Below are 13712 nucleotides of genomic sequence, written 5' to 3'. Positions count from 1 at the left end.
GATGAGTGACGAACAGGACAAACCGACCCTTACCCGCAAGCCCCTGGGGCTGAAGCGGACGGTCGAGGCCGGGCAGGTGCAGCAACAATTCAGCCACGGGCGCCGGAATACGGTGGTGGTCGAGGTGAAGCGACGCCGCGTGCTGGGCCGTCCCGGCGAAGCCGCGCCGGTCGAGGTCGAAGAGGTCGAGGCCGCTCCGGCGCCCGCACCGGTCGCCGCTCCGGCACCCGCGCCCGCTCCGAAGCCGGCCGCGCCCCGCGTCAGCGAGAACGACAGCCTGATGTCGCGTCAGGAACGCCAGGCGCAGCTGCTGCGCGAGGCCGAAGAAGCGCGCATGTCGGCGCAAGAAGATAATCGCCGCCGCGACGAAGCTGCGCGTGCGCGCGCCGCCGAGGAAGAAAAGGCGCGCGCCGAAGCAAAGGTCGAGCAGACGACCGCGAAGGCCGCCGAGCCTGCTCCTGCCGCGCCCGCGGCCGAAGTGCCCGCTGCCGCCGCTGCTCCCGCCGCCGAAGCGCCTGCAGCTGCGCCGCAGAGCGAAGCTGCGCCCACGCCTGCGCCGCGCGCGACGACCAGCGCTGCTCCCGCACCGCGTCGATTTACGCCGGTCGCAGCGCCGCAGCGCCCCGAACCCAAGCGCCCCGAGCCGAAGGCAACCCGCGGCGGCGACAGCCGCCGTCAGTCGGGCAAGCTCACCGTCACGCGTGCGCTGAACGAAGACGAAGGCGCCCGTGCGCGCAGCCTCGCGGCGCTGAAGCGCGCCCGCGAAAAGGAAAAGCGCTCGCACACCGCCTCGTCGGGGCCCCGTGAGAAGCAGATCCGCGAAGTCGTCGTGCCCGAAAGCATCACGGTCCAGGATCTCGCCAACCGTATGGCCGAAAAGACCAGCGATCTGGTCAAGGCGCTGTTCAAGATGGGCGTCCCGTCGGCCAGCACCGACACGATCGATCAGGACACCGCCGAATTGCTCGTCACCGAGTTCGGGCATGAGATCATCCGTGTCAGCGAAGGCGACATCGACATCCGTCACGACGAAGATGTCGACGATGCCGAACATCTGAAGCCGCGCGCCCCGGTCGTCACGATCATGGGCCATGTCGATCACGGCAAGACGTCGCTGCTCGACGCGCTGCGCGGTGCGAATGTACAGGCGGGCGAAGCCGGCGGCATTACGCAGCATATCGGCGCCTATCAGGTGAAGACCCCCGACGGCAGCCAAGTCACCTTCCTCGATACGCCGGGCCACGAAGCCTTTACCGAGATGCGTCAGCGCGGTGCGAACGTCACCGACATCGTCATCCTGGTGGTGGCGGCCGACGACGGGCTGAAGCCACAGTCGATCGAGGCGATCAACCATGCGAAGGCGGCGAACGTGCCGATCATCGTCGCGATCAACAAGATCGACAAGGAAGGCGCCAATGCCCAGCGCGTCCGCGAACGCCTGCTCGAACATGAGCTGGTCGTCGAGGAAATGGGCGGCGACGTGCAGAATGTCGAAGTGTCGGCGCTCAAGAAGACCGGCCTCGACAAATTGCTCGCCGCGATCGCGGTGCAGGCCGAAATCATGGAGCTGAAAGCCAACCCCGACCGCGCCGCCGAAGGCACGGTGGTCGAGGCGAAGCTCGACAAGGGCCGCGGCCCCGTGGCGACAATCCTCGTCCGTCGCGGTACGCTCAAGGTCGGCGACATCTTCGTCTGCGGCGCCGAAAGCGGCCGCGTTCGCGCGCTGATCGACGATCAGGGCAAGCAGATCAAATCGGCCACCCCGTCGATGCCGGTCGAAGTGCTCGGTCTGGGCGGCGTCCCGATGGCGGGCGATACGCTCACCGTCGTCGAGAATGAAGCGCGCGCCCGCGAAGTCGCGACCTATCGTCAGGAACAGGCAACGCGCAAGCGCACCGTCCAGGCGCCGGTCAGCCTCGAAGGCATGTTCGAAGCGCTCGCCGACAAGGCGAACGTCATCCAATTCCCGGTGATCATCAAGGGCGACGTGCAGGGCTCGGTCGAAGCGATCGTCAATGCGCTGAACAAGCTGTCGACCGACGAGATCCGCGTTCGCGTGCTCCAGTCGGGCGCCGGCGCGATCACCGAAAGCGACGTGACGCTCGCGGCGGCGACCAAGGCGCCGATCATCGGCTTCAACGTCCGTCCGAACGCCAAGGCGCGCGAGATCGCGAACCGCGAAAAAGTGCGCTTCATGTACTATGACGTCATCTATCACCTGACCGAGGAAATCGCGAAGGAGATGGCGGGCGAGCTGGGTCCGGAACGCGTCGAAACCGTCGTCGGCCGCGCCGAGGTCAAGGACGTCTTCCCCGCCGGCAAGCGCGACAAGGCCGCCGGTCTGCTCGTGCTCGAAGGCTCGATCCGCAAGGGGCTGCACGCACGCCTTACGCGCGACGACGTCATCGTGTCGGCAACGACCATCTCGTCGCTCCGCCGCTTCAAGGACGATGTCGCCGAAGTGCGCGCCGGTCTCGAATGCGGTGTCGTGCTGGCGGACACCAACGACATCAAGGCGGGCGACCACCTCGAAGTCTTCGAAGTCGAACTGCGCGAACGGACGCTGTAAAAGGCGTTCGCTCCGCGCGGATCAGGAGGTGCCGGCATGGCTCGCTATGTGGCATTGTTCGGCAGCATCAACGTCGGTGGCAACCGGCTGACGATGGCCGACCTGCGTTCGGCGTTCGAGGCCGAGGGCTTCAGCAATGTCGAAACCGTCGTAGCGAGCGGCAATGTGCTGTTCGACCATGACGCGCGGCCGACGTGCGGGCTCGAAGAGAAATTGTCGATCATGGTCGACGAGCGGTTCGACATGACGAGCGCGGCGCTGGTGCGCGATCGCGACGAACTCGCCGCCGCGATCGCCGACAATCCGTTCGCGGGCACGAACGAGGACCGCATCGTCCATACGATGTTCCTCGACGGCCAGCCCACCGCGGAGCAGTTCGAGGCGCTCGCGACCGACCACCGCGTCCGGCCGAACGAGCGCCTCGCGCTCGGCGACCGCGCGCTCTATATCGACTTTGGCGACGGCGCCGCCGACAGCAAATTGCACGCGCGGCTGATCGAACGGCGACTGGGGCACAAGAGCACCGCGCGCAACATGCGCTCGATCGCGCGGATCATCGCGAAACTGGACGAAGAGGCAAAGGGTTAGGCGATGAAAACCGAAAAAGAAAAAGGCCCCTCGGTCCGCGTGCTGCGCGTCGGCGAACAGGTGCGCCACCTCCTATCCGAAATTCTCGCGCGCGGTGATGCGCATGACGAGCTCTTGGCCAAGCATCCGGTGAGCATCACCGAGGTGCGCATGTCGCCCGACCTTCGCCACGCAACGGTGTTCGTGAAACCCCTGCTCGGCAAGAATGAGGAAGCGGTGCTGAAGGCGCTGCGCACCAACACCGCGTGGCTGCAAAAGAGCGTCGCCGAAAAGATGAGCATGAAATATGCTGCGAAGCTGAAATTCGTGTCGGACGAAAGCTTCGACGAGGCGAGCCATATCGACAAATTGCTGCGCGATCCGAAGGTGGCGCGGGATTTGGGTACGCCGGAGGGCGCCGACTGATCAGATCGTAGCCCCCGCGAAGGCGGGGCCGTTGTCGGCGTCGCGCAAGGCTGCCTGCGGCGCCCCCCTCCGCGGGGCGACAGTTATTTTTTCCCCTTGATCCCCGCCGCTTGCTCCAGTTCGACCAGCGCTTCCTCCAGATAGTCGATCATTCGCTGCGCATGCGGGACGCTGCGCCGGCAGGCGGTGATGCCGAAGTCGATATTCTCGAAATTCGACACCTGCGTGATGTTCATCGCCATGCCGTCGACGGGGATGCTCGCGGGATACATGCCGTCGAGCCGCGCGCCGTTCCAGTACATCTGCTCGCGCGGGCCCGGCACATTCGAAATCGTGACCGAATAGGCCGGGAATTTGTCGGCGGTGCGCGTCAGCGCGGTCAGCATCATCGGGAAGCTGGTGATCGCTGTATAGAGCTGGATCTGCGACGCCGTCATCGCGCGCAGCTGTGCCTTTGCGGAATTCATCGATTCCTGAATCGCCGCCATGCGGCTCGCGGGATCGTCGATATGCGTTGCGAGATTGGCGGTGACCGATGCGACCGAATTGCCCGAATCGATATCGTCCTTTGGCCGGATCGACACCGGCGCCATGGCCTTCAGCGGCTTGTCGGGCAGCTCGTTCAGCGACTGCAGATATTTGCGCATCGCACCCGCGCACATGCCGAGCACCGCGTCGTTGATCGTGCCGTCATACGCCTTGCCTACGCGCCGCACGCGTTCCAGCGACCAGCTTTGCGCGACGAAGCGCCGCGCGCCGGTGATGTTGCGGTTGAAGCTGGTGCGCGGCACCCCGGCGAAGGGGGTGACGAGCCCGTCGCCGCCGAGGCCGACCATCGCCGCGACATATTGGTTGAGCGCCTTGGTCACGCCGACGCTGTTGCCCCATTGCTCCTTTAGGAAATCGCCGATCGCGGCGATGTCGGTCAGGCTGGGTCGCGGCGCTTTCTTCGGCGGCGGGAATTTGCGCTTGTACGCCTCATAGGCTTCGACCGAGAGCGGCGAGGCGGTTCGTCGCTCCTTGGGATCGGGCGACAGCATCGAGTTGTAGAAATGGATGCTCGCCGCACCGTCCATCAGCGCATGGTGGATCTTCTTGAAGGTCGCGATCTGCCGGTTCGGCAGGCCCGAGATCAAGGTGATTTCCCACAAAGGGCGGGTGCGGTCGAGCAGTCCCGAATGCAGCCGCGAGGCGAGTTCGAACATCTCGCGGTAGCGCCCCGGCTTGGGCAGTGCGGAGGCGCGGACATGGTAATGCATGTCGATGTCGCGGTCGGGTTCGAGTCGGATCGGACCGTATTGGCCGAGCGGGGTGAGTTTCAGTACTTCGCTGAACGGCCGCCGCAATCCTTCGGACTGGCGGAGCAATGCGAGCTGTTCGTTGAGCCAGTCCGTCTCGTCGACATCGTCGGGCAGCGTGTAGAGGTTGATGCCGCCGATATGCATCGGCATCTCGCGGCTCTCCCCCACAAGGAACATCGCATCGCTGATCGGCATCAGGCGCATCGGTCGCTCTCCCCCACTGATATGTTGCGACTTTATGCTGCGCAGCATGGCAGGGGCGGTGGGCGAGTCAAGCTAGGGCAGCGGACGGCAGCGTTTCAGTTTGAATTTAGGTGAGCAGAGGGTGAACCACGCATGCTCGCGGCTGAGCCGGCGCACTCTCCAGTTGTGCTACCGCTGCCCGATCCTATCATATCATGATGAACAGAATTGAATAAGACCGCCCCAATTGTCCTCCACGCTGCGGAGGATTGGCGAAGCGTTGCCGACGCGTTATCGCCATCCCCATGGCCAAGCTCTATTTCTACTACGCCAGCATGAACGCCGGCAAATCGACGACGCTGTTGCAGGCGGATTTCAACTACCGTGAGCGCGGCATGGAAACGATGCTGTGGACCGCGGCGCTCGACGACCGTTACGGCGCGGGGCAGGTAACGAGCCGCATCGGGCTGATGGCCGAAGCGCACAAGTTCGATCCCGACAGCGACCTGTGGGCGGCGGTGAACGCCGAGAACGCCGAACGCCCGCTCGCGTGCGTGCTCGTCGACGAGGCGCAGTTCCTGATACGCGCGCAGGTGCTCGATCTCGCGCGGCTCGCCGACGACGCTGGCATTCCCGTGCTCTGCTATGGCCTGCGCACCGATTTTTCCGCCGAGCTGTTCCCCGGATCGGCGGCGCTGCTCGGCATCGCCGACGCGCTCGTCGAATTGAAAGCCGTGTGCGAATGCGGGCGCAAGGCGACGATGAACCTGCGCGTCGACGAAAGCGGCCGCGCCGTCGTCGAGGGCGCGCAGACCGAAATCGGGGGCAACGACCGCTATGTCGCGATGTGCCGCCGGCACTTCATGGCGAAACGGCGCGAAGCCGCGGAGGCGCTGAACCATGCTTGACCGCCTCTATGTCGACCTCGCCGACGGGGCTCTCAAACTCGCCAAGCTGACCGAAGCGCATCGCGAAGACCTGCGCGCGGTGTGTGCCGCCGACGTCGATGTCTGGCCGATCTATTCGTCGAGCTTCGGTCCCGATCATTTCGACAAGAGCTTCGACACGCTGATCGGCGGCGCCGGCCGCATGCCCTATGCGATCATCGACGGCGATCGGCTCGTTGGCATGACGGCGTGGCTGCGCCCCGATATGTCGGCGCAGACGGTCGAGATCGGCAACAGCTTTATCCATCCCGATGCGCGCGGCACCGGTTTCAACGGCCGGGTCAAGCGCCTGATGCTCGATCACGCCTTCGCCGTCGGCATCCGCCGCATCGAGTTCCGCATCGACGAGCGCAACAAGCGATCGCAAGGGGCGGTCGCCAAGCTCGGCTGTACCAAGGATGGCGTACTGCGGTCGGAGCGCGTCACCTGGACCGGCTATGTGCGCGACACGGGACTCTGGTCGCTGCTCGCGGACGAATGGGCGGCAAGATAGATGTGAGTACCCTCCAGATCCTCCTCAACATGGCGGTCGTCGCGGTGAATGGCTTGGCTGTCTTTATGATCGGATGGTTCATCGACCGCCGGCGAGCAACGTTCAGCGCATCGAGTGACGGGATTATTCGAGCGACGATTATCGCTTCGATTTTTGCGACAAGCTTGTGGTTTTTGGGGTTTGTCATTCTTGGCGACGGGATCAATCTATACGGTACGGCGTTGATGGGCGGTAGCGGCGGCGCGATCGCGACGCTGGCTGCGATAATTCTGTATCGCCGGCGGCGGGCGCGACCGGCCATTCCTCGGACCAAGGCGTTGCGCGATACCTTTTCGTGAAAATCCGGCACACTCGCGAGACCGGCTCGAGGCGAAGGGTGGCTTGCCCAGGTCATGCTTCCGGGTCAGTGTCGGTTCAGATTGTCTCTGCTAGCACCCGCATCGGGTAGGGTAACACCGACCGAAAGATATGACATGAAATCCAATCTCGCACTCTCCCTGGCCGCCGTGCTGCTTCCCCTTTCTGCGGCCGCGGCGGCCAACGAGCCGGCAAAGGAAACACGCGCGCTCGGCGTCGAATCGAGCATCGTTTTTCCCAGCGACAGCTCGATCCGCAACTGGCAGGCGGACCGCGATCGCGGCATCTGGATTCAGGGCCGCGGCAACGACTGGTATTATGGCAGTTTCGCCGGCTTTTGCCGCGACCTCGATTTCGCGCAGGCGATCGGCTTCGAAACGCGCGGCGCCGGGCGGCTCGATAAGTTCGCGTCGATCATCGTCCGCGGCGAGCGCTGCCAGCTCACCTCTTTCGTGACCTCGGCCCCGCCCCCGTCAAAGGAAGAACGGAAAGCGGCGCGCGAAGCCGAAAAGGCCGCGCAAAATTGACAGCCCTTGGCCCGCGCCCTAGCGGCGCGGGATGAACGGCTGGATCATCCTCGACAAACCCGTCGGCCTTGGCTCGACGCAGGCGGTGGGCGCGGTCAAGCGCGTGTGCCGCGAGGCGGGGCTGGGCAAGGTCAAAGTCGGCCATGGCGGAACGCTCGACCCGCTCGCGTCGGGTGTGCTCCCGATCGCGCTCGGCGAGGCGACGAAGCTTTGCGGCCGGATGCTCGATGCGAGCAAAATATACGACTTCACGATAAGGTTCGGAACCCAAACCGACGGGCTCGATGCCGAGGGCGAGGTGGTCGCGACGAGCGACGTGCGGCCGACGCTTGCGGAGATCGAGGCGGTGCTGCCGCGCTTCACCGGCGCAATCGAACAGGTGCCACCCGCTTTCTCGGCGATCAAGATCGATGGCCAGCGCGCATATGATCTCGCGCGCAAGGGCGAGGCGATCGAGATGAAGGCGCGAGCTGTCACAGTCCATTCTCTTCGTCATGCCGGACTTGATCCGGCATCCATTGCTGCGCCGGAAGAATGCACACCGGATCAAGTCCGCAGTGACGAGCGAGGGGAGACGCTTCAAGAAGTCACTCTCACCGCCCACGTCTCTAAAGGCACGTATATCCGCAGCCTCGCGCGCGACATCGCGCACGCCGTCGGCACCGTCGGCCACGTCACGATGCTCCGCCGCACCAAGGCCGGGCCGTTCGATCTGTCGCAGGCGATTTCGCTGGACAAATTGAACGCATTCGGCCAAGGCGCCGCCCAATCAGAAGTATTTCTGCCGCTTGAGGCAGGGCTGGTCGACATCCCGGCTCTGAACCTTTCCCCGGAAGCGGCAGGGGCGATCCGTCAGGGTCGTGTCTGGACCGGGGGTAGCACGGATGACGGGCTCTATTGGGGAAGGGACAGCGAAATGCGTCCCGTTGCCCTGATCGAGGCTTTGGCGGGAACGCTGAAGGTCGTCCGCGGCTTCAATCTGTAAACAAGGATGTTCGAGGAAAAATATCTATGTCGATTACCGCCGAGCGCAAAACCGAAGTGATCACCGACAACGCCCGCGCAAAGGGCGATACCGGTTCGCCGGAAGTGCAGGTCGCAATTCTGACCGACCGCATCAACACGCTGACCGCCCACTTCAAGGCGCACCACAAGGACAACCACAGCCGCCGCGGCCTCCTGATGATGGTCAACAAGCGCCGCAGCCTCCTCGACTATCTGAAGAAGAAGGACGAGAGCCGCTATTCGGCGCTGATCGCGAAGCTCGGTCTTCGTAAGTAAGAATTTCTGGCGGCCCCGGACTTCCGGGGCCGCTGTCATATTGGTCCCGCGCAAAGTGCCGGACCACAGGGCCGCTCCCGCATCCGGCGGGACCGCCATCGGGGCAGACAGACGCCCTACACCGCCCCGGGCCGGATTGCCCGGAATCAGAGGCCCCGCCCGGCATCGGGCCCGGCGGGCGAAGGAAACTCCATGTTTGACGTGAAAAAAGTATCGATCGAGTGGGGCGGTGAAACGCTGACCCTCGAAACGGGCAAGGTTGCCCGTCAGGCCGACGGCGCGGTTGTCGCGACGCTCGGCGAAACGATGGTGTTGGCCGCGGTGACCGCTGCCAAGACGGTCAAGGAAGGGCAGGATTTCTTCCCGCTCACCGTCCATTATCAGGAAAAATATTCGGGCGCGGGCCGCATCCCCGGCGGCTTCTTCAAGCGCGAGCGCGGCGCGACCGAAAAGGAAACCTTGGTTTCGCGTTTGACCGATCGTCCGATCCGTCCGCTGTTCCCTGAAGGTTTCTACAACGAAATCAACGTCATTGCTCAGGTCCTGAGCTATGACGGCCACAACGAACCCGACATCCTTGCGATGGTCGCCGCCTCGGCTGCGCTCACCATTTCGGGCGTGCCCTTCATGGGCCCGATCGGCGCCGCACGCGTCGGCTATGTCGATGGCGAATATATCCTGAACCCCACCGACGCGCAGGTTGCCGAAGGCGACCTCGACCTCGTCGTCGCCGCGACCTACGACGCGGTGATGATGGTCGAATCCGAAGCCAACGAGCTGTCGGAAGAGATCATGCTCGGCGCCGTGCTGTTCGCGCACGACGCGTGTAAGGATGTCGTCAAGGCGATCGTGAAGCTGGCCGAACAGGCTGCCAAGGATCCCTGGGACATGGCCGAACAGGCCGACCTGACCGCCGCCAAGGACAAGCTGAAGAAGCTGATCGGCAAGGACATCGCCGCCGCGTACAAGCTGACCGACAAATCGGCCCGCTCGAACGCGCTGAACGAAGCCCGCGCTGCCGCCAAGGCTGCCTTCACTGACGCCGCGCCGCAGGACCAGATGGCCGCCGGCAAGCTGATGAAGAAGCTCGAAGCCGAAATCGTTCGCGGCGCCATCCTCAAGGACGGCAAGCGCATCGACGGACGCACAACGACGCAGATTCGTCCGATCGTCGCCGAAACGCACTTCCTGCCCCGCGCGCATGGCTCGGCGCTGTTTACGCGTGGCGAAACGCAGACGATCGCGACCTGTACCCTTGGGACCAAGGACAGCGAGCAGATGATCGACGGCCTCAACGGGCTCAGCTACTCGAACTTCATGCTGCACTATAACTTCCCGCCCTATTCGGTCGGCGAAGTCGGTCGTTTCGGGGCGCCCAGCCGCCGCGACATCGGCCATGGCAAGCTGGCATGGCGTGCGCTGCACGCGGTGCTGCCGACGAAGGACGAGTTCCCGTACACGATCCGCATCACCAGCGACATCACCGAGTCGAACGGCTCGTCGTCGATGGCGTCGGTTTGCGGCGGTTCGCTCGCCATGATGGACGCGGGCGTTCCGCTCAAGCGTCCGGTTTCGGGCATCGCGATGGGCCTGATCCTCGAAGGCAAGGACTTCGCGATCCTGTCGGACATCCTTGGTGACGAAGATCATCTCGGCGACATGGACTTCAAGGTTGCGGGTACCGCCAACGGCATCACCACGATGCAGATGGACATCAAGATCGCGGGCATCACGCGCGAGATCTTCGAAGCCGCCTTGAACCAGGCGAAGGAAGGCCGCGCGCACATCCTCGGCGAAATGGCCAAGGCGCTGGGCGAAGCCCGCAGCGAGCTGTCGGCGCATGCGCCGCGGATCGAGACGATGCAGATCGACAAGGCGAAGATCCGCGACATCATCGGCACCGGCGGCAAGGTCATCCGCGAGATCGTCGCGACCACCGGCGCCAAGGTCGACATCGACGACGAAGGTCTGATCAAGATCTCGTCGAGCGATCCCGAGCAGATCGAAGCCGCGCGCAAGTGGATTTCGGGCATCGTCGAGGAAGCCGAAGTCGGCAAGATCTATGACGGCAAGGTCGTCAACCTCGTCGATTTCGGCGCGTTCGTGAATTTCATGGGCGGCAAGGACGGTCTCGTCCACGTCAGCGAAATCGCCAACGAGCGCGTCGAGAAGGTCGCCGACGTCCTGAGCGAAGGCCAGGAAGTCAAGGTCAAGGTCCTCGAGATCGACCCGCGCGGCAAGGTTCGCCTGTCGATGCGCGTCGTCAATCAGGAAACCGGCGAAGAGCTGGAAGACACGCGCCCGCCGCGTGAACCCCGCGAACCGCGCGGCGATCGTGGTCCGCGCCGTGACGGCGGCGACCGCGGTGACCGCGGCCCGCGTGGCGGCGGCGGAGGTCGTGACCGCGGCCCGCGCCGTGACGGTGGCGGCGAAGGCCGTGGCGACCGCGGCCCGCGCCGCGAGCGCAGCGAAGGTCCGGAAGACCAGGGCCATGTGCCCGACTTCCTGAAGGACTAAGCCTTCCGCTAATCGGAAAAAGAGAAGGGGCCGCGAAAGCGGCCCCTTTTTCTTGGCAGTTTTGGGGTGGGGAGCTTACGGCAAACTGCCCTCGCATCGTCATCCCGGACTTGATCCGGGATCCACGACGACGGCGCAGCTATGGATCCCGGATCAAGTCCGGGATGACGATGACAGGAAGGTCGGCTTCCGGTCGAAACCCGTCGTCGGCGCATCGCCACGCGTGGATCAGCCCTGCCGCTGCCGCCAGCCTGCATAGAGATCGGGCCTGCCCGCCAGCCGGACGGGCAAATGGCGGATTTCCATCGCCTGCTGGGAAAATGGCTTGGCGAGATCGTCATAGATCGCCGCCGTCGACAGGCCGTGCGGGGCGCCGTCCTCGTTCGAATAGGCGTAGGTCACGGCGTTGATTCCCGTGAGGCGCATCGCCGCCATGCACATCGGGCAGGGATGGCCGCTCGCGAAGACCGCGCAGCCGCTGAGGTCGGCGCCCAGCGACTTGCTCGCGAGCCTGATGGCATTGAGCTCCGCATGCGAGGTCGGATCGCTGGTCTCCGATATTTCGTTGACGGCCTTGGCAACGATCCGCCCGTCACGGACGATCACCGCGCCAAACGGACGGCCGCCCTTTTCTGCATTGGCATAGGCGAGCGCGATCGCTTCGCGCAGATATTCTTCGCTGTCTTCCATTATCGTGGCATTCCCGTCAGCTTGTCTTCGCGTCGGAAAATGCCACGATCCCTGGCCGGCTGTCCATGCAGACAGCCCGTTCTTTCGGGGCTTCGGTCAAATTCTGGCGTCAGCCGAACAGGCGCTCGGCATAAACACTGCGCAGCTGCGCAAAATTGTCCCAGTGCGGCACCGGCGTCGTGCCGCGCAGCTTCGCTTCGAGCACATCGACATGGCTGTGCCAGCCCGCGCTGACGTTGAGCAGCACCGACGGATCCTCGACACGGCTGTGGACGATCGTCAGCAGCACCTCGTCGCCCTTTTCCGTGAGGGTGAAGGTCACGCCGCCGGTGCTGCCCCAGCTGATCGCGAGCATATGGGGGGCGTCGATCGCCAAGACTTCGCACGTCATGCGGTGCTCGTCGCCAAAGCCCTCGGGACGCGCGCCCGGCGGGTCGGTCAGTTCGTCGTTGCGCCAGACGAACTCGACCGGCGCGCCGACCATCTGCTCCATCGCACCCGCGGCGAGCCATTGGCGGCGCAGCTCGCCATCGGTCAGATACGACCAGATGCGCTCGACCGGGCCGGGGAGCAGGCGCTCGATCGTCAGGGTCGTGGGCTCGGTGAGCACGCCATAATATTCTTCGGTCAGCATCGTCGTCATCACTTTTCTCCTTCTTTCCCGGGGAGGGGTTTCTTGGGGGGAGGGGGGGAGGCATCTTCCGCGCGCAACAACCGTTCGAGCGTATCGAGCCGGTCAGTCCAGAAGCGGCGGTACATGCCGATCCACTGGTCGGCGCTCATCAGCGGCACCGGGTCGAGGCTGCAGACATGGGTGCGTCCGCGCACGTCGCGGCGGACCATCCCGGCACTTTCCAGCACCTTGATATGTTTCGAGGCCGCGGCGAGCGACATCGCGAAGGGCTCCGCCAGCTCGCCGACCGTCCGTTCGCCGGCGGCCAGCTCGCCCAGCATCGCCCGGCGCGTTGCATCGCCCAGCGCGTGGAAAATCGTATCGAGTGTGTGCGAATCATGTTCAACCATGAGGTTGAATATTCATCGCCCTGATTTTAATGTCAACCGATTGGTTGAATTATTTCGCGTCGGCCCCGGCGATCCGGTTTCCCGCATCCTCGCGATAGAGCGACCAGTCGGCGGGGCATTTGTTCACGGCCTTTGGCAATCCCTGCATCCCTTCGGTGATCCAGCAATCGTTGAAGATCGAACAATAGCAGGCACGGACCTTGAGTTTCCACCGCTCCTTGTTGAACCTCTGCCAGACTTTTTCGGATGCGGGGGTACGCGGAAAGCTGACGAATTCGATCGTCTCGCCGGGCCGCACGGCGATTCCGGTTGAAGGCGAGGTGGAAAAGCGCAAGGGGCGCGCGCCGGCGTCGGTGCAGCATGCTTCGAGCAAGTCGATCGGGGTGTTTACCGGCTTGCCTTCATAGCGGATTTCGATCGGGCCGAGGATCGCGGGGCCGACCCCGTTGTTTGTCAGCGTCAGCGCAATATCCTGATTGCCATCCTTGTCGCCATTGCTCGTTCCGAAGGTCACGAAGGGCATCACCCCGCCGCTCTGCATCTTCTGCGTCGCGTCGGCCTGAACGAAGGCAAAATAGGCGAGCGCGAGCGAGGCGATCAGCGCTGGCAGGCCAATGAGGAAATGCGCGATCGTAATGAATGGCAAATAGCGCAGGAAGCGCGATCCGATCGCCGCGACGTCGGGTGCGGACACGGCAGGTTCGGGTGTGGTGTCGCGGCTCGACGTTTCGCTCATCACTATCCTCTTTCGTTGCCTGGGGGCGCATGCCTAGACCGGCTTGCTGATTTTTCCAATCGGCCCTGTTGCCGGCAACCATTCTGAAACCGCTC

At 64.2% G+C, this 13712-nt stretch carries 15 protein-coding genes; 10 read left to right on the top strand and 5 right to left on the bottom strand.

All coding sequences use genetic code 11. From position 1 onward, the window contains the following. Position 1 precedes the first annotated feature (1 nt). From infB to rbfA, 3 genes are read left to right on the top strand one after another with little or no spacing between them, the layout of a single operon-like run. On the top strand, positions 2 to 2569 hold the full coding sequence (gene infB / locus ASD73_RS05495) for a translation initiation factor IF-2 (RefSeq protein ID WP_056368467.1): 2568 nt from the start codon (positions 2 to 4) through the stop codon (positions 2567 to 2569). Between the two features lie 36 nt (positions 2570 to 2605). Then, positions 2606 to 3157, top strand: coding sequence for a DUF1697 domain-containing protein (locus ASD73_RS05490; protein ID WP_056368469.1), 552 nt, complete (start codon positions 2606 to 2608; stop codon positions 3155 to 3157). A 3-nt stretch (positions 3158 to 3160) separates the two neighbouring features. After that, the gene (gene rbfA / locus ASD73_RS05485) at positions 3161 to 3562 is read left to right on the top strand and encodes a 30S ribosome-binding factor RbfA (RefSeq protein ID WP_056368471.1); all 402 of its coding nucleotides are present in this window, start codon (positions 3161 to 3163) and stop codon (positions 3560 to 3562) included. Between the two features lie 83 nt (positions 3563 to 3645). Here rbfA and ASD73_RS05480 read toward each other — a convergent pair whose 3' ends face one another. After that, positions 3646 to 5067, bottom strand: a complete 1422-nt coding sequence (locus tag ASD73_RS05480; RefSeq protein ID WP_056368474.1) for a WS/DGAT/MGAT family O-acyltransferase — start codon at positions 5065 to 5067, stop codon at positions 3646 to 3648. Positions 5068 to 5351: 284 nt separating this feature from the next. Here ASD73_RS05480 and ASD73_RS05475 point away from each other — a divergent pair, with 284 nt between their 5' ends. The 7 genes from ASD73_RS05475 (at position 5352) to pnp (ending at position 11168) form a co-directional block, all read left to right on the top strand. Further along, entirely contained in the window at positions 5352 to 5954 is a 603-nt protein-coding gene (locus ASD73_RS05475; RefSeq protein ID WP_056368476.1) for a thymidine kinase, read from the top strand. Beyond that, on the top strand, positions 5947 to 6486 hold the full coding sequence (locus tag ASD73_RS05470) for a GNAT family N-acetyltransferase (protein WP_056368477.1): 540 nt from the start codon (positions 5947 to 5949) through the stop codon (positions 6484 to 6486). Before ASD73_RS05475 ends, ASD73_RS05470 begins: the two co-directional genes overlap by 8 nt. Further along, positions 6471 to 6824, top strand: a complete 354-nt coding sequence (locus ASD73_RS05465; RefSeq protein WP_156377293.1) for a hypothetical protein — start codon at positions 6471 to 6473, stop codon at positions 6822 to 6824. Before ASD73_RS05470 ends, ASD73_RS05465 begins: the two co-directional genes overlap by 16 nt. A 135-nt stretch (positions 6825 to 6959) precedes the next feature. Then, positions 6960 to 7370: a DUF6491 family protein gene (locus ASD73_RS05460; RefSeq protein WP_235534163.1), complete on the top strand. Its 411-nt coding sequence runs from the start codon at positions 6960 to 6962 to the stop codon at positions 7368 to 7370. A gap of 31 nt (positions 7371 to 7401) precedes the next feature. Beyond that, on the top strand, positions 7402 to 8355 hold the full coding sequence (gene truB, locus ASD73_RS05455) for a tRNA pseudouridine(55) synthase TruB (RefSeq protein WP_056368481.1): 954 nt from the start codon (positions 7402 to 7404) through the stop codon (positions 8353 to 8355). 26 nt (positions 8356 to 8381) lie between these two features. Beyond that, a complete protein-coding gene (gene rpsO / locus ASD73_RS05450) occupies positions 8382 to 8651 on the top strand; it encodes a 30S ribosomal protein S15 (protein WP_056368483.1) in 270 nt (89 codons plus the stop codon). Positions 8652 to 8843: 192 nt separating this feature from the next. Beyond that, complete coding sequence (gene pnp, locus ASD73_RS05445; RefSeq protein ID WP_056368485.1) at positions 8844 to 11168, top strand: polyribonucleotide nucleotidyltransferase; 2325 nt, start codon at positions 8844 to 8846, stop codon at positions 11166 to 11168. A 228-nt stretch (positions 11169 to 11396) separates the two neighbouring features. On the opposite strand, the gene ASD73_RS05440 is transcribed toward pnp, so the two are convergent. The 4 genes from ASD73_RS05440 to ASD73_RS05425 all read right to left on the bottom strand — a co-directional run bounded on the left by ASD73_RS05440 (position 11397) and on the right by ASD73_RS05425 (position 13617). Further along, complete coding sequence (locus tag ASD73_RS05440) at positions 11397 to 11858, bottom strand: nucleoside deaminase (protein WP_056368488.1); 462 nt, start codon at positions 11856 to 11858, stop codon at positions 11397 to 11399. Between the two features lie 109 nt (positions 11859 to 11967). Next, positions 11968 to 12501: an SRPBCC family protein gene (locus ASD73_RS05435; protein ID WP_056368489.1), complete on the bottom strand. Its 534-nt coding sequence runs from the start codon at positions 12499 to 12501 to the stop codon at positions 11968 to 11970. Then, entirely contained in the window at positions 12501 to 12881 is a 381-nt protein-coding gene (locus tag ASD73_RS05430) for an ArsR/SmtB family transcription factor (RefSeq protein WP_056368491.1), read from the bottom strand. The genes ASD73_RS05435 and ASD73_RS05430 overlap by 1 nt, the downstream gene beginning before the upstream one ends. Positions 12882 to 12930: 49 nt before the next feature. Next, positions 12931 to 13617 carry a hypothetical protein gene (locus ASD73_RS05425; RefSeq protein WP_056368493.1) on the bottom strand — a complete coding sequence of 229 codons (687 nt, stop codon included), beginning with the start codon at positions 13615 to 13617 and terminating at the stop codon, positions 12931 to 12933. Positions 13618 to 13712: the final 95 nt, after the last annotated feature.

The organism is Sphingopyxis sp. Root154 (assembly GCF_001427105.1).
Classification (GTDB): Bacteria; Pseudomonadota; Alphaproteobacteria; order Sphingomonadales; family Sphingomonadaceae; genus Sphingopyxis.
The sequence above is the reverse complement of the archived record's forward strand: the minus strand, read 5'-3'. Positions and strand labels throughout refer to the sequence as shown.